General features: G+C 71.3%; 19 protein-coding genes. 2 read left to right on the plus strand and 17 right to left on the minus strand.

Annotated features, from left to right (window positions below; all coding sequences use genetic code 11):
• Nucleotides 1–86: 86 nt before the first annotated feature.
• From AC3IF1_RS19625 to AC3IF1_RS19660, 8 genes are all read right to left on the minus strand, one after another.
• The gene (locus tag AC3IF1_RS19625; protein ID WP_243971560.1) at nt 87–452 is read right to left on the minus strand and encodes a hypothetical protein; all 366 of its coding nucleotides are present in this window, start codon (nt 450–452) and stop codon (nt 87–89) included.
• 503 nt (nt 453–955) lie between these two features.
• Entirely contained in the window at nt 956–1,972 is a 1,017-nt protein-coding gene (locus AC3IF1_RS19630) for an SGNH/GDSL hydrolase family protein (protein WP_489218976.1), read from the minus strand.
• 304 nt (nt 1,973–2,276) lie between these two features.
• Nucleotides 2,277–3,227, minus strand: a complete 951-nt coding sequence (argC, locus tag AC3IF1_RS19635) for an N-acetyl-gamma-glutamyl-phosphate reductase (RefSeq protein ID WP_243972772.1) — start codon at nt 3,225–3,227, stop codon at nt 2,277–2,279.
• 168 nt (nt 3,228–3,395) lie between these two features.
• Nucleotides 3,396–3,881 carry a 30S ribosomal protein S9 gene (gene rpsI / locus AC3IF1_RS19640; RefSeq protein WP_243972771.1) on the minus strand — a complete coding sequence of 162 codons (486 nt, stop codon included), beginning with the start codon at nt 3,879–3,881 and terminating at the stop codon, nt 3,396–3,398.
• A 2-nt stretch (nt 3,882–3,883) separates the two neighbouring features.
• Nucleotides 3,884–4,345, minus strand: a complete 462-nt coding sequence (gene rplM / locus AC3IF1_RS19645) for a 50S ribosomal protein L13 (protein WP_243972770.1) — start codon at nt 4,343–4,345, stop codon at nt 3,884–3,886.
• Nucleotides 4,346–4,555: 210 nt separating this feature from the next.
• Nucleotides 4,556–5,134, minus strand: coding sequence for a CoA-binding protein (locus tag AC3IF1_RS19650; protein WP_489218979.1), 579 nt, complete (start codon nt 5,132–5,134; stop codon nt 4,556–4,558).
• 49 nt (nt 5,135–5,183) lie between these two features.
• On the minus strand, nt 5,184–6,470 hold the full coding sequence (locus AC3IF1_RS19655) for a nucleotide sugar dehydrogenase (RefSeq protein ID WP_489218980.1): 1,287 nt from the start codon (nt 6,468–6,470) through the stop codon (nt 5,184–5,186).
• 189 nt (nt 6,471–6,659) lie between these two features.
• Nucleotides 6,660–6,797, minus strand: a complete 138-nt coding sequence (locus AC3IF1_RS19660) for a hypothetical protein (protein WP_489218982.1) — start codon at nt 6,795–6,797, stop codon at nt 6,660–6,662.
• Between the two features lie 724 nt (nt 6,798–7,521).
• Between AC3IF1_RS19660 and AC3IF1_RS19665 the strand changes: the two genes are divergently transcribed.
• Entirely contained in the window at nt 7,522–7,809 is a 288-nt protein-coding gene (locus tag AC3IF1_RS19665) for a hypothetical protein (protein ID WP_489218983.1), read from the plus strand.
• Nucleotides 7,810–7,843: 34 nt separating this feature from the next.
• Here the strand turns inward: AC3IF1_RS19665 and AC3IF1_RS19670 are convergent, their stop codons facing one another.
• From AC3IF1_RS19670 to AC3IF1_RS19700, 7 genes are all read right to left on the minus strand, one after another.
• Complete coding sequence (locus AC3IF1_RS19670) at nt 7,844–8,077, minus strand: hypothetical protein (RefSeq protein WP_243972761.1); 234 nt, start codon at nt 8,075–8,077, stop codon at nt 7,844–7,846.
• A 489-nt stretch (nt 8,078–8,566) separates the two neighbouring features.
• Complete coding sequence (locus AC3IF1_RS19675) at nt 8,567–9,748, minus strand: amidase (protein ID WP_489218985.1); 1,182 nt, start codon at nt 9,746–9,748, stop codon at nt 8,567–8,569.
• Nucleotides 9,745–11,361 carry an ABC transporter ATP-binding protein gene (locus AC3IF1_RS19680; RefSeq protein WP_489218986.1) on the minus strand — a complete coding sequence of 539 codons (1,617 nt, stop codon included), beginning with the start codon at nt 11,359–11,361 and terminating at the stop codon, nt 9,745–9,747. Before AC3IF1_RS19680 ends, AC3IF1_RS19675 begins: the two co-directional genes overlap by 4 nt.
• A complete protein-coding gene (locus tag AC3IF1_RS19685) occupies nt 11,358–12,185 on the minus strand; it encodes an ABC transporter permease (protein ID WP_243972752.1) in 828 nt (275 codons plus the stop codon). The genes AC3IF1_RS19680 and AC3IF1_RS19685 overlap by 4 nt, the downstream gene beginning before the upstream one ends.
• A gap of 2 nt (nt 12,186–12,187) precedes the next feature.
• Nucleotides 12,188–13,159 (minus strand): ABC transporter permease, encoded by a 972-nt coding sequence (locus AC3IF1_RS19690; protein WP_243972750.1) that lies wholly within the window; start codon nt 13,157–13,159, stop codon nt 12,188–12,190.
• A gap of 4 nt (nt 13,160–13,163) precedes the next feature.
• Nucleotides 13,164–14,783 (minus strand): ABC transporter substrate-binding protein, encoded by a 1,620-nt coding sequence (locus AC3IF1_RS19695; protein ID WP_489218987.1) that lies wholly within the window; start codon nt 14,781–14,783, stop codon nt 13,164–13,166.
• A gap of 502 nt (nt 14,784–15,285) precedes the next feature.
• Nucleotides 15,286–16,281 carry an SDR family oxidoreductase gene (locus AC3IF1_RS19700; protein WP_489218988.1) on the minus strand — a complete coding sequence of 332 codons (996 nt, stop codon included), beginning with the start codon at nt 16,279–16,281 and terminating at the stop codon, nt 15,286–15,288.
• Nucleotides 16,282–16,649: 368 nt separating this feature from the next.
• Between AC3IF1_RS19700 and AC3IF1_RS19705 the strand changes: the two genes are divergently transcribed.
• Nucleotides 16,650–18,089, plus strand: coding sequence for an 8'-apo-carotenoid 13,14-cleaving dioxygenase (locus tag AC3IF1_RS19705; protein WP_489218989.1), 1,440 nt, complete (start codon nt 16,650–16,652; stop codon nt 18,087–18,089).
• Nucleotides 18,090–18,168: 79 nt separating this feature from the next.
• Here the strand turns inward: AC3IF1_RS19705 and AC3IF1_RS19710 are convergent, their stop codons facing one another.
• Entirely contained in the window at nt 18,169–18,807 is a 639-nt protein-coding gene (locus AC3IF1_RS19710) for a class I SAM-dependent methyltransferase (RefSeq protein WP_489218990.1), read from the minus strand.
• A 464-nt stretch (nt 18,808–19,271) separates the two neighbouring features.
• On the minus strand, nt 19,272–20,156 hold the full coding sequence (locus tag AC3IF1_RS19715; protein ID WP_489218991.1) for a LysR family transcriptional regulator: 885 nt from the start codon (nt 20,154–20,156) through the stop codon (nt 19,272–19,274).
• Nucleotides 20,157–20,235: the final 79 nt, after the last annotated feature.

The following is a 20,235-nucleotide window of genomic DNA, read 5'->3' on the forward strand; positions in this document are numbered from 1 at the left end:
GCGCAACTGATAGCCAGGGCTCCGGCGGGCCGCAACGGCCGGCACCGAGATCGCCCGGGCGCCGCGCGGCCTCCCGGGACGCGGCCCTAACCGTCCGCGGGCCGCAGCGTCGGCAGTTCGGAGGGCGGCGGCCGCAGGTCCTGGCGCTCGGTCGGCGGCAGTCCGTCCCAGGCCCGGCGCAGCCTGTCGTAGGCGCCGCGATAGCGCTCCAGGGCCCGCTGGATGTCGGTGGCCGCGGGCAGCGCCGAACCGTCGATGACGGGCGCGCCGGCGGGCCGGGGGATGGGGCCAACGCCGGTGATGCTCACCCGGTCGGTCCGTGCGCGCAGCAGGTCGGCCGCTTCCGACAGCCGCGCGGCGTAGTCGGCCAGCGTTCGCCGGCAGGTGTAGAACTCCGCCTGTGCGAAGGCATAATCCGCGACGGTCAGGGCGGCGTTGGTCATCGTGGTCATCCCGCGCGATCCCGTCGAAGCATGGACGATGGACACCGGTTCGGCGGCGCGCGCGGTCGAGGGCTCGGCGCCGTGCCCGGCACCCGGCGATCCCATCCCGCCCGAAGGAGGCCTCCGGCCGGCCGCGCGATCCCCGGAGGACGCCGCTGCGCTTCGGCAGTTCAGGAAGCGGGCGTGGCTTGGATCACCCTCCCCTCGGGAAGGACCGGCCCCGTCAGCGTGTCGCGTAAAGTGTGGCAATCCGATCGCGGCGGGCTTTAGGGCCCTCGGAACGGCCGAGTCAAGGCAGTGCCCGGGGGGCGGTGATCAAGTCCGGATGCCTCAGTCCGCCACCGCCGCGACGTTCGAGGCCCCGCCGGCATCGCGCGACTCGGACGCGAAGATCGAAAACGACATGCCAAACTAAGTCCCTCGGGCGTCGAAGCTCCGGGTCGGGAATGGCCTCGGGGCGCCGTTCTGGGGCGGCGTCGGGCGACGCCCCGACCCCAGGTCCCGGGTTGCCGTCAGGCCGCGCCGGGCCGGACGATATTCAGCAGGCCGACGAGTTCCTCCGCCATCCTCTGTCGGCCGCCCGCGTTGTAGTGCACGATGTCGGTGAAGACGCTGTCCGTGTGATCAAAGAACAAGTCGCTGAGATCATGGACGGTGAAGAATTTCCGCCGGCCGAATTTCCGGTCGTAATCTCCGACGACGGCCTTCAGCCTCGTGTATTGACGATCGAGATACTCGAGAAATTCGAGCGTGGCGAACGACCGTTCCTCTTCCGACAGCGCCGGTTTGCGCACCACCATCGGCTGCAGGACGAGGTGGATGGGAATGCCGATGCCTGTGGAGAGCCGGCCGATGCGGTCGACCGAGAGTTCGAAATTCCGCACCACCTCCCATTCCCAGGCGGCCTCCTTCCAGCACGTCACCAGCCGCAGGTTGCGCAGTCTCGAAAAGAGGATTTCCAACATCGCGCGTTGATCCACGATGCTCGCCGCGCGGGTGTCGGTGCCCTGCGAGAACAGGTCGTCGTGGATGGCTTCGATGGCGAACTGATTGTACGGCTGACCGGGGCGCGGGTCGAAGGTCCAGGGCTGGAAGATGTCCGTTCCGCCGGCGAGGATGACGATCGCGTCCGGCTCCAGATCGATGAGCTTCGTCGTGATCAGCATGATCGCCTGATTCAGGCAGTTGGAAATGGCGCCGAAATTGTAGACGTGCGCGCCCGCTCCGAGGCTCTGACGGAGCACGGTCTGGACGCGGCCGGGGACGGTATCGGCGGTGTCGAGGCCGTCGACCAGGGTGCTGTCGCCGACGATGAACACCCGGGCCGCCTCGGCCCTGCCCCGGGGGCCGACCGTCACGTCGTTGCGGTATCCCAGGCCGTCGTAGTGCCAGCCGTTCTCGAAGATCTGGGACGACGGCTTCCCGGCGAAGGCGACGTAGGGCGCCGGATACCGGATCCGCGCGTCGAACGTCACGAGGTGCCTGAGCAGCTTCTGCTTCTCCGCGTCGATGTCGGGCTCGGTCGTCATGAGGTTTCCATGGCTCTGCCGTCGAGAGCGCCGGCTGCGATGCGCTCACGCCTCCCGCGCGCCTTGCGTGGCACGCGCTTTGGAGCGTCAACCCATGGGCGGTAAAGGTCGCTCCCGCGCGGCCGTCGGGACGGCGATGCGCCGGAAGGGATCGGCGTGGGGGGATCGGGGCGGCGCGTGGGGCATCCGCGCCGATCGACGCCGCGTGCTGCAAGCTTCCGCGGGGGAGACCGATGGCGATCGCCGCGCGATCGGCTGGTCGCCGACGATGCGCCCGGATCGCCGGTCGATCCGGGCGCGGGCCTCAGCCGTCGAGCCCGAGCATCAGCCCGAGATTCTGCACCGCCGCCCCGGAGGCGCCCTTGCCGAGATTGTCGAGGCGGGCCACCAGCACCGCCTGCCCGTGGTCGGAGGCGCCGAACACCCGCAGCTCCAGCCGGTCGGTGTCGTTGAGATCCTCCGGCTCGATCTTCTCACGGTGCGCCCCCGTGCCGGCGCCCGGCACGACCTGCACCAGCGGCTGGCCGGCGTACCAGTCGCGCAGGGCGGCCTCCAGGTCATCGGCTGCGGGCCGGCCCGGCAGCGCGTCGAGGTGGAGCGGGATGCTCACCAGCATGCCCTGCCGGAAATTGCCCACGGACGGCACGAAGATCGGCCGCCGGGACAGCCCGCCGTAGCGTTGCAGCTCCGGCACGTGCTTGTGGGCGAAGCCGAGGCCGTAGAGCTGGAACGGCGGGGCCGTGCCCTGCTCGAAGGCCTCGATCATGCTCTTGCCGCCGCCGCTGTAGCCGCTGACCGCGTTGACGCTGATCGGGTGATCGGCCGGGATCAGCCCGCCCTCCACCAGGGGGCGCAGGAGCGCGATGCCGCCGGTCGGGTAGCAGCCCGGATTGGCAACCCGCCGGGCCCGGGCGATCGCGGCGCCCTGCGCCCGGGTCATCTCCGGGAAGCCGTAGGTCCAGCCTTCGGCCACGCGATGGGCGGTGCTGGCGTCGAGGACGCGCGGGCCGCCGCCGGGCAGGCTGTCGGCCAGCGCCACCGTCTCCTTGGCGGCCTCGTCGGGCAGACAGAGCACGACGAGATCGACCTCGGCGAGCAGCGCGCGCTTGGCCTGCGGATCCTTGCGGTGCTCGGGGGCGATGCTGCGCAGGGCGACCCGCCCGTCGCGCTCCAGGCGCTCGCGGATGCCGAGGCCGGTGGTGCCGGCCTCGCCGTCGATGAACACCGTGGGCTTCGTCGCGCCGTCGCCAGCCATCGTCCGTCTCGCTCTTCGATCCTCACGCGCCGCCCGACTCGGGCCCCACGGTCACCGATCAGGTGAGCGCGGTGCCCCATCCTGTCAACGGCCGCGCCGCAGCCTGAAAATGCGAAAGGGCGGCCCCCGCAGGAACCGCCCTCTCCGTGACACCTCTGTGACCGGATCTCAGCGCTTCGAGAACTGGAAGCTGCGGCGGGCCTTCTTGCGGCCGTACTTCTTGCGCTCGACCACGCGGGCGTCGCGGGTGAGGAAGCCCTCGCGCTTGAGCGGGGCGCGCAGTTCGGGCTCGTAGTAGGTCAGCGCCTTCGAGAGGCCGTGGCGCACGGCGCCGGCCTGGCCCGAGAGACCGCCGCCGGCGACCGTGACGTTGATGTCGTACTGGTCGACGCGGCCGGCGATCTCCAGCGGCTGGCGCAGGATCATGCGCAGCACCGGACGGGCGAAATAGACCTCGACCGGACGCTTGTTGATCGTGACCGTGCCGTTGCCCGGCTTGATCCAGACGCGGGCGACCGCGTCCTTGCGCTTGCCGGTGGCGTAGGCACGGCCCTGCGCGTCCAGCTTCTGGACGTGGATGGGGGCCTCGTTGGCGGGGTCGACCGCGCCGGTATTCGCCCGGTTGAGGTCGGCGAGGGACTGCAGGGTCGCCATGATCAAGCGCTCACGTTCTTGCGGTTGAGGGCGCCGACGTCGAGCGCCTGCGGCTGCTGGGCCTCGTGCGGGTGCGCGGCGCCCTTGTAGACGCGGAGGTTGCCGAGGATCTGACGGAAGAGCGGGCCGCGGGGCAGCATGCGCTCGACGGCCTTCTCGACCACGCGCTCGGGGAACCGGCCCTCGAGGATGAACTTGGCCGTGCGCTCCTTGATCCCGCCCGGATAGCCGGTGTGGTAGTAGTAGCGCTTCTGAACGTACTTGCGGCCGGTGAACTTCACCTTGTCCGCGTTGACGACGATGACGTGGTCGCCGCAATCGACGTGGGGCGTGTAGGCGGGCTTGTGCTTGCCGCGCAGGCGCATCGCCACGATCGACGCGAGCCGGCCCACCACGAGGCCCTCCGCGTCGATCACGATCCACTTCTTGTCGACCTCGGCGGGCTTCAGCGAGGTGGTCTTCATAGCCAAATCCCAGGGGTTCCGACGCGTCCGGCTCCGACAGGTCGGGGCCCTCCGGCATCGGGGTGCCGAAAAACGAGCCGCCGCGTGGGGTGCACGCGGCGGCGGTGCCGGGTGCATAGCCGGACCCGGATGGCGGGTCAACACGGAATCGCGAAATCGCGAAAAATCGCCCTTCTGCAACGACTTATGAGATGAGGTACTAGAATACCGTCAACGGTCCCCGCGCCGGCCCCGCTCGGCGATGGTCAGCCGCTGGACGCCCCGGCCCGCCAGCACGGGCTTCCTGGCGCTGAGGATGCGGGAATTCACGCCGGTCCAGCCGATCTCCCCGGAGAGCCGCCCGTACTCGATCTTGGGGCAGCGGTTCATGATCACCGTGAGCCCGCGCGCCTCGGCCCGGGCGGCGGCCGCGTCGTCGCGCACGCCGAGCTGCATCCAGATGACCTTGGGCAGGGGCGAGAGGGCCAGCGCCTCGTCGACCAGGGGACCCGCGGCGGCCGAATTGCGAAAGATCTCGACCATGTCGATCGGCGGGCCGCCCAGCGTGGCCTGGACCTCGGCGAGCGAGGCCGCGACCCGGCGCCCGAGCAGATCCTGGCCGGCGAGTCCGGGATTGATCGGGGTGACCGCGTAGCCCCGGTCGAGCAGATATTTCAGCACGATCCAGCTCGGGCGCGCCGGGTTCGCCGAGGCTCCGACCAGGGCGATCGTGCGCGTGGCGTTCAGGATCGCGCGGATCCGCGCGTCGGGGTAGCGTGCGTGCCGGTCATCGTCGCCCGTCTCGATCATGGCCTGTGTCTCATCCCGGGGTTCGTCGCAGGGCCGGACATCGCGGCGGTCACAGCCGCCAGACCTCGTAGCCGATCCGCTCGAAGTCGGCCCGGTCGTACAGCCCCTTCACGTCCACGATCAGGCCCCCGGGCTTCGCCCGCGCGGCGATCGCCGCCGGCCCGAGCCGGGCGTAGTCGCCGTGCGGGACGGCGACCACCACCGCGTCCGCGTCCCCCGGCAGGTCGGCCCAGTCGACGAGGTCGAGGCCATAGGCGGCCCGGGCCTCCGCTTTCCCGGCGCGGGGGTCGTGGACCGACACGGCGCAGCCGAATTCCCCGAGCTCCCGGATGAGATCAGCGACCTTGGAATTGCGCACATCCGAACAATTCTCCTTGAAGGTCAGGCCGAGCACGATGACCCGCGCGCTCCGGCCGCCTCCGCCCTGCCGGACGATGCGCTTGACCGTCCCGCGGGCGACGTGGGCGGCCATGCTGTCGTTGATGCGCCGCCCGGCCAGGATCACCTGCGGGTGGTGGCCGATCATCGCGGCCTTGTGGGTGAGGTAGTACGGGTCGACCCCGATGCAGTGGCCGCCGACGAGCCCCGGGCGGAACGGCAAAAAATTCCACTTGGTCCCGGCGGCTTCGAGCACCTCTAGCGTGTCGAGGCCGAGCTTGTCGAAGATCAGCGACAATTCGTTCATGAGGGCGATGTTCAGGTCGCGCTGGGTGTTCTCGATGACCTTGGCGGCCTCCGCCACCCGGATCGACGCGGTGGCGTGGATCCCCGCCTCGATGATCGATCCGTAGAGGGCGGTCAGCCGCGCCAGGGTCTCGGGGCCGTCGCCGGAGACGATCTTCACCACCCGGGCGAGGCTGTGCTCCCGGTCGCCCGGATTGATCCGCTCGGGTGAGTAGCCGACGAAGAAACCCGTCTTCCAGCGCAGGCCGGAGCACCGTTCCAGGACGGGGATGCAGATCTCCTCGGTGGCGCCGGGATAGACCGTCGATTCGAACACCACGGTCGCCCCGGGCCGCATGTGCTGCCCGACCAGCGCCGAGGCCCGGATCAGCAGATCGAAATCCGGGCGCTGGGCCGCGTCGACCGGGGTCGGGACCGTGACGATGATCACGTCGGCCGCCGCCAGCCGGGTCGGGTCGTCGGTGACCGCGAGGTGTTCGGCGGCCCGGAACGCCGCCGCGTCGATCTCGCCCGCGGGATCGCGCCCGGCGCGGTAGGCCGCCACCTTGTCGGCGGAGTGCTCGTAGCCGATCGTGGTCCGCGTCCGGCCGAAGGCCAGGGCGAGCGGGAGCCCGACATAGCCCAGGCCGACGATTGCCACGCTCTCCGCCACGCCGGATCCCTCAGCGGACGCGAAGGCGCCGATCACCGCGCCGCCCGCCGGGCGCGTATAGGGGCGCCGCGCCCCCGCGTCGATCCGAAACGCGCGGGGGATGGCGCGAGCCCCGACCTTCGCCGGACCGTCGATCCGGCCCGAAAGACCGGCGCTGACGCCTGCCGAGCCCGCTGGCGGCCCTTCCCCTCAGCCCTCCGCCTCGGCGGGATCGTCCCACTCGATTCGGCGGCGGCGGATGGCCGGGACGGAGGCGGCGATGCCGATCCGGACCGCCGTCCCCACGATGGCGATCACGGCGCAGACGAGGAGCACGGAATCGAGCACGGCATTTACAGCGGTTATCGGCCGGCGCGATGATGCCGGGCGGCGCGCTGACGGGCGCGCGTATTGTGGAGGCGCCGCATCTGCTCCTGGAGGACGAGGTCCTCGTGCAGCGAAGGGATCGCCGGTGCCGACGGAAGCGGGGCTTCCATACGGTCTTCGCCCTGGGGATAGACTGATTTCATCGCCGCCCTCCTCAGTAGTACATACGCATGAGCTTAGCCATTTAGCGATCGATTGCAACCCGGCCGGCGCGGCGGGCCGATCGTGCGGCTCCGGCAGGTGGCGTATGGTTAACCGCCCGTCCCGGCCGCCGGCTCAAGATTCCGGGAGGATGCGACGGCCGGCCCCCGGTGCCTTCGCTGCAGTGCGGCGAGATCCGGCATGTCTCTCGCCGCGGTTTGCGAAATCTTAAGGGGTGTTGCGGGTCATCGATGGCCCGATAGCCCTGTCCTGTCCAGGAACGTCCGCGTTGCGGGGCCCGGCTCGACCGTCGACAATGCCCGGGCCGGCTGCCTCCGGGACGTATGGCGGCGCGATCCCGCTCGGGACCTGCGGATTGCGGTCACGTCGTCGGGATATGGGTTCGAAGCTTCGCCTGAACCCGAATTGCTAAGATCTATGCTGACCGTAGACCTTGTCGTTAATCGGTCGGTAACGAATTCATCCTATTGGCGGGACAGGGGCCGACCGATGGGGTCGGCTCCCTCTGTCGGGCGAGGCTCCGATGCTCTTCCTGGTCGTGGCAGCACTCGGCGGCGGCGTGGCGACGGCCGCCCTGCTGGGGCCCGTCAGTCCGCTCGCCGCCTTGATCACCGCACCGTTCGTGGCCAGCGCCGCGGCCGTGCTGGCCAGCTTCCTGATGGTGTGGCGCGGCAGCCGCGACGGTCAGGCCACGCCGACCCTGGACGCGCAGACCGACGCGATGGTGGCGGCCCTTCGGACCTTGACCGACCAGGCCAACGCCGCCGCTCCGGCGCCGCAGGCCCCGGCGGACCGCCACAGGGTCGCCTGAGCCCCGTCTCGCCCGTGGGGCGATCCGGTGGCGCTCAGGCCCCTCGCGGGGGTGCGGACGCCGTTCGTGTCCCGTGGCTCGGCATGCGCGCGCCCATGACCCTGACATAGGCCGCCCGCGCCATCAGGCGCTCGGCCAATGCGCTGCCCGGATGCCGGCACGCGAGCGTTCGGGCCGTATCCTCCATGGTCTCCGGCTCGATGCCCCACTGAAGCTGTTCTTCCGCGGAGACCAACAATCTCCAGAACGGGATGAATTCGTCCGACATTGGCACAGAATCCTGAGCGACTGACGTGTTGCCGGATTCATTGCAATTGGCGGGCATTATCATCGTGGCGCGTCTCGGACCGATGCAGAGCATCGCGCGCGCGACCGGTCCCGGAAGAGGCCGGCAGCGGTGGATTGCCCTGAAGGCAGGTCTGGACGCGCGCGTGAGAGCCGTCGTCGCCGCTGCCGAGCGGATGACGTCTCCGGTCTGACCCGCGGCGGGATCGATCAGTGCGCGACCGGCGCCGTCGCGCGCGCCGACACCCGCGGCGGCGTCGAAGGGCGGGTCGGCGCGGGCGTTCCGCAGCCTCGGGAATTGGATCGACGCCTCCCGCACGCCCGAGCCGCCGCGTTCCGTGCGAACACCCCGACGGTGGTCTCGGCGGCCGCAGCCCCCAAGAAGGCGGGCGGCCGTCGGCGATATCCCGGACGGGAGCCGTCGTTACGCCCGGTCACGGGATACCGCGGGGCGGATCAGGGTCACGTCCATTCAGCCCTCCAGGGCGACCGCGGTGCGGATCAGGTCGAGGTCGGTCCCGCGCCCCCCGATGATCGACAGCCCCAGCGGAGCGCCGTCGACCTGCGCGCCCGGCAGATTCACCTGCGGGACGCCGGTGAGGCCGCCGTGGCTCGTCAGGCACGCGATGCGCTCCCGCAGCGGGTGCAGCGCGCCGAGGGGCAGCCCGCGCCGGGGCGCCGGGAACGGGGTGGTCGGGAGGCACAGGATGGTGCCGGGGGGAAGCAGCCGCGCGAGGCGGGCCCGGGCCTCGATCCGCATCAGGCTGGCGGCGCTGCGCTCGGCATCGGTCATGGTCGCGCCCTGGATCAGGGACCGGGCGACCGAGAAGGCCAGGCGCGGGTTGCAGCTATCGAGCCAGGGCTCGAAGGTCTGCCAGGCCTCGCTGCTCTGCAGGACGCGCTGCGCCCGCTGCCACACGGACAGGCCCTGCGGCGCCAGCGTCACGTCGCGGCGATTGCCGATCAGCGCGGCCAGGCGGTCGATCCGCGGGGCCAGCGCCTCCTGGACCGCCGCGTCGGCGAAGCCGAGCGCGTCCGCGGCCACGAGCAGCGTGTGCGGCAGGTGGTCCGGCATCGCCTGGCCGAACAGGACCTCGCCGACCCGCGCGAAGGTGCGCGCGTCCCGGGCGAACCAGCCGCAGGTATCCGAACTCGGCGCCTGGACGCAGATCCCGGCGAAGTCGATCCGGCCGTGGGTCGGCCGGATCCCGTAGAGGCCGCAGAAGCTCGCCGGCACGCGCACGGAGCCGCCGGTATCCGTCCCCAACGCGAAGTCGCAGGCGCCCGCGGCCACCGCCGAGGCCGAGCCGCTCGACGAGCCGCCGGGCACCCGGTCCGGCGCCGCCGGGTTCAACGGCGTCCCGTCATGGGCGTTCTCGCCGAGGATCCCCAGGGAGACCTCGTCGGTCACCGTCTTGCCGACGACCGAGGCGCCGGCATCGAGCAGCACCTGCACCACGCCGGCGTGGCGGTCCGGCGTCGGGTAGACGCGCGGCCAGTCCGGATTGCCGCCCCCCGTGGGGAAGCCCGCGACGTCGATCAGGTCCTTGACGGCGAAGGCGAGGCCGGCGAGCGGTCCGGTCGCGGCGCCGGCGACGCGGGCCCGCGGCCCGGGCAGGAACGGGTCCGTGGAGAGGAGCTGCTCGGGCGTCATGCGGGGATCGGCTCCTGCCACTGGGCGCCGGGCACGGCGGCGAACAGCGCCCGGGTGTAGGGGTGCTTGGGCGCGAAGAAGATCTCGGCCGTGGGGGCGACCTCGACCACCTGGCCGGCCCGCATCACGGCGATCCGGTCGCAGACCTGCAGCGCGACCCGGAGATCGTGGGTCACGAACAGCATGCTGAGATGGAGCCGCGCCTTGATGTCGGCGAGCAGCGCCAGGACCTGCGCCTGCACGGAGACGTCCAGGGCCGAGACCGGCTCGTCGGCCACCAGGATCTCGGGCTTCATGGCGAGCGCCCGGGCGATGCCGATCCGCTGGCGCTGGCCGCCGCTGAACTCGTGCGGGTAGCGCTGCGCCGCCGCGGGGTCGAGGCCGACCAGCGCCAGCATCGCGCGCGCCTCGGCCCGCGCGGTCCCGGGCTCGGTGCCGTGGATGATCGGCCCCTCGGCGACGATGTCGATCACGCGCTGGCGCGGGTCGAGGGAGCCGTAGGGGTCCTGGAACACCATCTGCACGCGCCGCCGGTGCGGGCGCATCTGGCGGCGGCTCAGTTCGGCGACGCTGTGCCCGGCGAGGAGGATCTCCCCGCCATCGACGGGCATCAGCCGGGTGATCGCCCGGGCGAGCGTGCTCTTGCCCGAGCCGCTCTCGCCGACGAGCCCCAGGGTCTCGCCCCGCCGCAGGGTGACGTCGACGCCGTCGAGGGCGCGGATGACGCGGCCCCCGAACAGGCCCCGGGCGCCGTAGGTCTTCTCGACCCGCCGCGCCTCCACCACCAGGGGGGCGGTGCTGGCGGCCCGGCGCGGCGGCGGCGCCAGCTTCGGCACGGCGGCGATGAGGGCGCGCGTGTAGGGATGCTGCGGCGCCCCGAGCACCGCGGCCGCGGGCCCCTGCTCGACCAGGACGCCCTTCTGCAGCACCGCCACCGTGTCGGCGATGTCGGCCACGACGCCGAAATCGTGCGTGATGAACAGGACGCTCGTGCCGTGCTCGCGCTGCAGGGCGCGGATCAGGTGGAGGATCTGCGCCTGCGTGGTGACGTCGAGCGCCGTGGTCGGCTCGTCGGCGATGAGCAGCCGCGGGTTCAGCGCCAGCGCCATGGCGATCATCGCCCGCTGGCGCTGGCCGCCCGAGAGCTGATGCGGGTAGGCGCGCAGCAGCCGGGCCGGGTCGGGCAAGTGGACGCTGTCGAGGAGCGCGAGGATGCGCGTCCGGCGGGCGCCGCGCCCGAGCGGGGTGTGGATGCGCAGGACCTCGTCGATCTGGCGCCCGATCGTGTGGAGCGGGTTGAGCGCCGTCATGGGCTCCTGGAAGATCATCGCGATGCGCGCGCCCCGGACGCCGCGCATCCGCCGCGGCGTGATCGCCGCGAGATCATCGCCCTCGAACTGGATGCGGCCGCCGGCCACCCGGACGCGCGGCCCCGGCAGCAGCCCGAGGATCGCGCGGGCCACCATCGACTTGCCCGATCCGCTCTCGCCGATCAGGCAGGTGACCGCGCCGGGGCGCAGGACCAGATCCAGATCGGTGACGGCGTGCGGCCGGTCCGCGCCGGGCGGCAGCGTGATCGTCAGCTTCTCGATCTCGAGGACGGCGTCGCTCATCGCTCTCGCAGCCTCGGGTTCAGGACCTCGTTCAGCCCGTCTCCGACGAGGTTGATGCCGAGGACGGTCAGCAGGATCGCGAGCCCGGGGAAGGTGCAGATCCACCACGCCGACCGGAGGACCGCGCGGCCCGAGCTGATGATCAGCCCCCAGCTCATCACGTTGGGATCGCCGAGGCCCAGGAAGGCGAGCCCCGCCTCGATCAGGATCGCCGTACCGATGAGCAGCGTCCCGACCGCGATGATCGCCGAGGTGCAGTTCGGCAGCATGTGGCGGAAGACGATGCGGGCGTCGCCCGCGCCCAGGCCGTCGCAGGCGAGGACGAATTCGCGGCCGCCGAGCGCCACGAACTCCCCGCGCACGAGACGGGCTATGCCGGGCCAGGAGACGGCCACGATGGCCACGACCTCGCTGCCGAGCGACGGCGAGAGGATCGCCACGATCAGGATCGCCAGCACGAAGGCGGGGATCGTCTGGAAGAACTCCGTGAGCCGCATCAGCGCGACCTCGACGCCGCCCCGGTAATAGCCGGCGAGCCCGCCGATCAGGGTCCCGAGCAGGATCGCAGCCCCGGTCGCGCTGAGGCCGATGATCAGGGAGGTGCGGGCGCCGTAGGCGATCTCGGCGGCCACGTCCCGCCCCAGCGTGTCGGTGCCGAACAGGAAGGACCGGCCCGGCGGCTGGAGGGCCGGGCCGACGAGGCGGAACGGGTCGCCGGGATAGAGCAGCGGCGTGAGCGCCACGAGGACGACCAGTCCGACGAGAACCGCCGCCCCGGCGAGCGCCAGGCGGTTGCGCGCGAACCGCGCCAGGGCCGTGCGCATCGCTAGAGCTCCATCCGCGGGTCGAGGCCGACATAGACGAGGTCGACGACGAGGTTGATCACCACCACGAGGCAGGCCGAGACGAAGAAGATGCCGAGGAGCAGGTTGAGGTCGCGCGACTGGAGGGCGTTGAACGCCAGGGTGCCGATCCCGGGCCAGCCGAAGACGGTCTCGACCACGATCGAGCCGCCGATCAGGTTGCCGGCCTGCACGCCCGCCATGGTGACCACCGGCAGCAGCGCGTTGCGCAGGACGTGCCCGGTCATCACCCGGGCCTCGGTCTGGCCCTTGGCGCGGGCGGTGGTGACGTAATCCATGCCGATCTGCTCCAGCACGGAGGCGCGCATCACCCGGGCGTAGACGGCGAGGTAGAACAGCGCGAGGGCGACGGCTGGCATGACCAGGTGGCGGCCGACGTCCCAGACCTCGTCCCAGCCCTCGTTGTCGGCGCCGACCGTGTCGTAGCCGCTGGTGGGCAGCCAGCCGAGGCGGATGGCGAACACCACGATCATCATCAGCCCGAGCCAGAAGCCCGGGGTCGCGTAGGCCACGAGGCTGAGGAGGGAGATGATCCCGTCGCGCCAGGAATTGCGGCCCGTCGCGGCCACGAGGCCGAGGAGCGTCCCGATCAGCAACGCGGCCGCGAAGGCGGTCAGCATCAGCAGGCCGGTGGGCCAGAGCCGGTCGACGATCAGGCTCGCCACCGGGCTGTCGTTGCGGAACGAGTAGCCGAGATCGAGGTGGGCCATATTCAGCAGATAGACGCCGAACTGCGCCAGGAGCGGCCGGTCGAGGCCGAACTTGTGCCGCAGCTGCTCCATGTATTCGGGGCTCGCCGCCCCGCTCTCGCCGGCCAGTACGGAGGCCGCGTCGCCGGGCGCGAGGTGGATCAGGAAGAAGTTGAGCACCACGATGCCCAGCACCACCGGGATCGCCAGCAGCAGCCGGTAGCCGAGGAAACGCGCGAGCCGCACGGGACTACGTGTCCATCCAGGCCCGCTCGAAGGCTTGCTGGGTTCCGAGGGGGCCGGTGGTGTGGTCCTTGAGGCGCCGGTTGAAGACGCTGACGTATTGCACGTCGATGAGCCAGATCATTGGGCTGTCCTCGGCCAGGATCTGCTGGACCGTCTTGTAGAGCGCGCCCCGCTTCTCCGGGTCCGGCTCGCGCGCGCCCTCGCCGAGCAGGCGGTCGACTTCGGGATTCGCGTAGAAGGTGTCGTTGACGAAGGTCACGCCCTTGCGGATCTGGCTTGTGAGGAACTGCTTGTTGAGCCCGTAGACCGGGTCGACGCCCTGGCTCAGGAACGGCTCGTTCAGGTCGTAATCGTAGTTCGTGTAGACCCGCCGCAGCCAGGTCGCGGTGTCCTCCGAGCGGAGCGTCACGTCGATGCCCACGATGGCCAGGGCCTGCTTCAGGTACTCGGCCTGCCGCAGCCACTGCTCGCCGAAGGAATTCACCTCCAGGTGCAGGGCGAAGCGGGTCCCGTCCGGGCCGCGCGGGGCGCCGGCCTCATCGAGCAGCCGGTTGGCGATGTCGAGCCGGTCCGGGACGTCGTACTGGCGCACGTCGTCGGTGTAGAGGCCGGCGGTCTTGAACTTGCGGCTGAGCGGTCCGGTGGCCGGCAGGCCGTAGCCGAACATCACGTCCCTGAGGATGACCTTGCGGTCGATGGCGTAGGCGATGGCCTGGCGCACCGCCTTCTTCTGGAGCTGCGGGTGCCGGCCGTTCAGCTCCAGGACGCTCTGGGCCGGCGTCATCTCGTAGCCCTTGGTGGTGAGGTCGAGGATCGGGTTGGTCTTCATCCGGGCGAGGTCGGCGTAGTTGACCGCGCTGTACCCGGCAAAATGCGCCTCGCCCGCCTCCATCGCCGCCGAGCGGGTGGCCGCGTCCGGGATGAACCGGGCGACGATCCGGTTGAGATACGGCAGGCCCGGCTTCCAGTAGGCCGCGTTGCGGTCCAGGCGCACGGACTGGCCCCGCTCCCAGCTCACGAACTTGAACGGACCGGTCCCGATCGGCTTGTTGGCGCTGGGATTCTGCAGGACGTCCGTACCCTCGAACACCGAGCGGCACAGGATCGGCAGGTCCCGCCCGGAGAGCGCCTTCATGATGTAGGGGGCCGGGTTGGCGAGCCGCAGGACCGCGGTCATCGGGTCCGGCGTGTCGACGGCGACCAGCTCCGCGAGCATGACCGGGGCGATCGGATTGTACTTCTTCAGGATCTCCATGAAGGAGTACTGCACGTCGGCGCTGGTGAACGGCTTGCCGTTGTGGAAGGTCACGCCCTCCTGAAGTGTGAAGGTGATGGTTCTGCCGTCGGGGGCGACGTCCCAGGCCTTGGCGAGGTTCGGCTGCGGATTCTGGTCCCAGTCGTAGGTGCACAGCCCCTCGTAGACCTGCGTGGCGATCGGCGGGATGTTGCCCGCCGACACCGCGTAATGGGCCAGGGTCGAGGGCTCGGGATGCACGATCATCACCATCGTGCCCCCACGCCTCGGCTCGGCGGCGCGCGCGCCGCTCGCGGCGGCCGCGAGCCCGAGGGGAAGCGCCAGCACCGTGCGGCGGGAGAGATCGGTCACGTTGAACGAAGGGGGCAAGCCGGAAGACTCCTCAGGCGTCCCACCGTTTTAGCAACACGCGTGCCACGCACGAGAAGACTTGACGGGTTCATTACACCGGCAGGTCAGAGTCTCTTCTTATCAGTTCCCGCCGATCGCGCCGACAGAGCTGGCGAGATGTTCCAAAATTTCGTGCGCGATGTCCGATGACTTGGCGGCGGCCTATCCTTAGAGGCGGCGCGTCGGCGGAGTGGACTCAGAGCCGCCTCGGAAGATCCTTCTTCCCGAGGCGGGTCCGCGGTGGGCGCGAAGCCGGAATCCCAGTCTTCGTCGGGGGCTCAGCGCGATCTTCGATGTGGAATTCGCGAAACGATGGCCTCGCTCATGCGCGAACGCTCACGGCCTGCTTCCCCGCAGGGGGCCGCATCCTCGATCGAGTCCCGGCGACGGTCCTCCGGCTCGGTCGGGCCGGGTGCGGACGGCGCGGCGATGCCCCCAGGCCCGGCCCATCGGTGCCGGCGGATCGTTCGAGCGGATGCGGCTAGCTCCGCTGGCCCGCCCTCCGCGTGCCGAGGGCGAGGGCGAGCAGCGCGGCGGCACCGACGCCGGCCCAGACCAGCCCGGCGCTCATCGTCCCCGCCGACGGGACACCCTTGCGCGCCCGCCAGCCGCCGTCGGCGCCCGTTCCCTGCGGGATCGGCTTCTCCAGCGCCCCGTGGGTCCGCGGCCCCGGGTCGGCACGGTCCAGGGCGAAGCGAAACCCGGCGCCCATCATGCGCTCGGTCAGCGCGGGCGCGAGCGCGTAGCCGGCCTGGGCGAGGCGGGCCGGCCAGCCGACCGCCGTCTCGTGGCGCGGGTGCCGGACCAGGCGCAGGTAGGTCGCGGCCACGTCCTCCGGCGCGTAGTAGAGGTGGCCCGGGTTCAGCGTCTTGCCCGTGACGTTGGCCCCGTGTTCGAGGCCGGGCGTGTCGACGATCGCCGGGAACACCCCGCACACGTGGATGTGCCTGTGGCGGGCGAGTTCCTGGCGCAGGCTCGCCGAGAAGCCGCGCAGGCCGAACTTGCTCGCGGTGTAGGCGGCCGCGAACGGCGTCGGCGCCCAGCCGCCCATCGAGATGGTGTTGATCAGCGTGCCGTGCCCCTGGCGCCGGAAGTGCGGCAGCACGGCGTAGGCACCGTGGATGGCGCCCATCAGGTTGATCTCGATCGTCTGCCGGTGCAGGGCGAGCGGCGCGTCGAGGAGCGGCCCGAACACGCCGGCCCCCGCGTTGTTGATCCAGACGTCGATGCCGCCGAAGGCCCGGCGCGCGCCCTCCGCCAGCGCGAAGACCGCGTCGGAATCGGTCACATCCGTCGGGATGGCGACGGCCGCGCCGCCCGCGTCTCGGATCTCCCGCACGATATCGTCGAGCACATCGGCACGGCGGGCCGCGAGGACGACGCGCGCGCCTCTGGCCGCGAAGGCATAGGCGGCGGCCCGTCCGATGCCGCTCGACGCGCCGGTGATCACCACCGTCGATCCGCGTATCTGCGCCATGTCTCGCATCCCCGTCCATCGATCTCGGTCAGCGAACCGGGGCGGGACGGTCGTGTTCCTGCGGCAGAGTCACCGCCGGTCGTCGGGCGCGGCAGAGACGTCAGGGACCGCGCGGGCGGGGCGGCGCGTCGCCCTTGTGCATCGCCCCGACTTGACCAACCTTTCGCAGTTGCCGTCACGCCGACGGAGGAGGGTCGGGGGCACCCGACATCCGCCGCCTCGACGGCACAGCCCGGCGTGGCGCGCGTGCGGCTCGGCCTCCGTCAGCGTGCGGGCCGGATCGGTCCTCGGATCCCTCCCCGACGGGAACCGGGCGCGCCCCGCCCGACTAGATCCCGGTCTGCCACCTCACCCCGGAATCGCTGCCGATGCCGAACCCCGTCCAGTCGGCTGTCCGCGCCGCCCTCGAGGGCGGCGTCGCCCTGGTGGCGGCCTGCAACCGCCTGCGCCTGCCCGGAACGCAGAACCCCTTCGTGGTCGGCGTTCACGAACCGATGCGGGAAGAGCTGACGCTGCGGGACCTCGCCGTGACCGGGGCGGTCCCGCTGGGGCTCGACGGCCTCTACCTCAAGATGGGGGCCAACCCCGTCCGCCCGGCGAGGCGGGGCCACGATTGGTTCCTCGGCGACGGCATGGTGCACGGTCTCGCGATCGAAGGTGGCAAAGCGCTGTGGTATCGCAACCGCTGGATCGGTTCGCGCACCGCGGCCGCCGCGCTCGGCCGTCCCGCCGCGTCCGGGCCGCGCCGGGGCGGCAACGACACCGTCAACACCAACGTGGTCGAGATCGGCGGCCGGATCTTCGCCGTGGTGGAGGCCGGCAGCTTTCCGGTCGAACTCGGGCGGACCCTGGAGGCGCAGCGCTACAACCCGTTCGATGGGACGCTCGCCGGGTCCTTCACCGGACACCCGCACCGCGACCCGCTGACCGGCGAGACCCACGCGATCGCCTATGACGGCCGCGTCTGGGACAGCGTCCGCCACGTCGTCGTCGCGCCGACCGGGCGGGTCGTGCGGGACGTGCCGGTGGCGGTTGCGCACGGCCCCTGCATCCACGACTGCGCGATCACGGCGCGCTTCGCGATCGTCCTGGATCTGCCCGTGACCTTCTCGCTGCGGGCCCTGCTCGCCGGTTACCGCTTCCCGTTCCGCTGGAACCCCGGCCACGGGGCCCGCGTGGGCCTCCTGCCCCGGCAGGGCGAAGGCGCCGACATCGTGTGGTGCGCCGTCGAACCGTGCTTCGTGTTCCACGCCGCCAACGCCTACGACGACGCGGATGGGCGGGTGATCCTCGACGTGGTCGCCTACGAGACGGTGTTCGCCTCGGCCGGGGGCGGGCTCGACAGGCCGGGCCGGCTCGAACGCTGGACGATCGACCCTGGCACGAAGCGGGTCGCGCGGCGGGTCCTCGACCCCGCGGCGCAGGAGTTCCCCCGCATCGACGAGCGGCGTCTCGGGCAGCGCCACCGGTACGTCTACACCGTCAGTGTCCCCGCCGACGGCAACACGCAGCTGGCCGGGGCGACAGAGCTCTACAAGCACGACCTGGAGACCGGCGGCCGCCGCGTGCACGCCTTCGGTGCCGACCGCGTCCCGGGGGAGTTCGTCTTCGTGCCGGCGCGCGCCGGGGCCGCAGAGGACGAAGGCTGGCTCGTCGGGTTCGTCATCGACACCGCGAACGACACGACCGATTTCGTCATCCTCGACGCCCGATCGTTCGAGGCCCCGCCCATCGCCAGCGTTCGCCTCGCGCACCGGATCCCGCCGGGCTTCCACGGCAACTGGTTCCCGACCCGCCCCCCGGCCTGACCGGCCATCCGTGGCGACCGGGGTCTTCGGCGAACGCGATCCCGCACGACCGCCCCGTCCGGACCGGCCGCCGGGCCCCTCAGGCCGCGGCGGTCCGGCCGATCACCGCCGTCATGGGGTCGCTGGGCCCTCCCTCCGGCTTCAGGACGCGCACGTCGAGATCGGCGAAGCCGGCGCGCTGGAGATACAGGCTGACGAGGCGCGCGTGTCCCGCGCCGTCGAGGGCGTTCCAGATGGCCACCGCCTTGGTCGGGAAGCGGCGGTTCGAGAAGCTGATCACCACCGGGGCGCCCGGGCGCAGCACGCGGGCGATCTCGGACAGGACGGCGACCGGCTGCTGCAGGTACTGCACCGAGACGCAGACCAGGGCGGCATCCGCGCAGGCCGTGTCGAGGGGCAGGTGCGGGTCGGCGTTGAGGTCCTGCACGAAATGCCGGGTCAGGCGCGGGTTGGCGGCGAGTTCCGCGGCATTCAGGCCGTGACCGATGACGCCGGCGTAGGCGACCTCGTCCGGCAGGTGACTGACCCAACTCGACATCAGGTCGAGGACGACACCGCCCGCAGGGACGACCGTCCTGTACATCTCGGTCACGGCCGCGATCGCGGCGGCGTCGATATGGGTGACGAAGCGCGGCTGGGCGTAGAACAGGGGATCGGGATCACGATCGTGCTTCGCGAAGGCCTCCCGCGGGAAGTCCGACAGATCCTGGGTCGTCATCGGTACCGCCTTCCTGTCCGATCCGGATATGCGCCGCCCGACGGCCTGGGATCCGCGCGGGGACCGCGTCTTCGAGGGCGCGCGGCGCGGCGATCCACAATGTCCTCCCGCCGGGCTGCGACGGGCGCCGCGCGCGGTCGGTCGGCCGTCGTCACCCTCGGCAACGCCCACAGGATATCCGGATCGTCCGGTTCACGGGGCGCCACGGCGTGCGACTTAATCGGCCGCCGACGAGAGCCCTCAGGACGGGGCGCTGGACCTGGAGCCCGGGGCATCACGCGAACGGTTGTTCCGTCAGCGAGCGCCGGAACCGGCCACGCCCCTCCAGGCGGGTCGAGGGCCTGTGCCGTCAGAGCCGATCCCGCTGACGCGGCGGCGGCCTGCGGTCAAGGATTCGAGCGGAACAGCCCCTCCGTAGCGAGGCCCAGATCGATCCTCGCGCGCCCACCGGGCCCGATCCGACGTCAGTTGCTCAATTCGCCGCGGACCAGCTTGAGAAAGCCCAGCGCGGTGGACGAGAGCGGGTGCCCCGGGCTGCCCAGGACCGTGACCGTGTAGGTCACCGTCGGCCGCAGGCTGCGCGCGATGACCTGTCCCTTCAGGGCGCGCACGGTGACGGCCTCCGCGATGGTGAAGCCGAGGCCCGCGGCGACCATGGCGCAGGCGGCCGCCGCGTTCTGGGTCTCCGCGACGAGCCGGGGCGCGACGCCGTTGTTGGTGAAGAGTTCGTCGACCTGATCGCGCAGGCGATACTGGCGACCGAGCGAGATGTAGGGCTCATCGTGGAGCTCGGAGAGCGGAACGACCTTGTTGCGCGCCAGGCGATGACGGGGCGGCAGGACGACCAGCCCGGGCAGTTCGATCGGTGGGGCTGCCACGAGCGCGCTGCGGCCGACCGGCAGGGCAAAGCCGAGATCGGCATTGCCGGCCTGCACCAGATCGTAGACCTCGCGCGAGCTCGCCACCACGAGCGAGATCCGCACGGGCTGCACGTCGGTGGCGAATTGGGCCAGCAGCCGGGGGATGAGCGACAGCCCCATGAGCGGCATGGCCGCGACGCGCAATTCGCCGCTCCCGATTCCGCGCATGTCGTCGATGGTGCGATCCAGGCGGTCGGCGGCCGCAAACAGCGTTGCGACGGCGCCCTCCAGCTTCACGGCCTCCGGCGTCGGCTGGAGGTGGCGGCGCGAGCGGTCGAAGAGCGGCAGCCCGGTCTCGTCCTCCAGGCCGCGCAGCAGCTTCGTGACGGCCGGTTGCGAGAGATACATCCGCTGCGCCGCGCGGCTGACCGAGCCGCTCTGCATGACCGCGCGGAACGCTTCCAACTGGCGGAGCCGGCTCGGCGTCATCGAAAATCCCGCCCCTCGCTACCGTGAGGAATGAAACGGCAAAAATTATGAATTTGCCTCCCTCGTCAAGAGATCGCAC

The organism is Methylobacterium sp. E-012 (genome assembly GCF_057836545.1).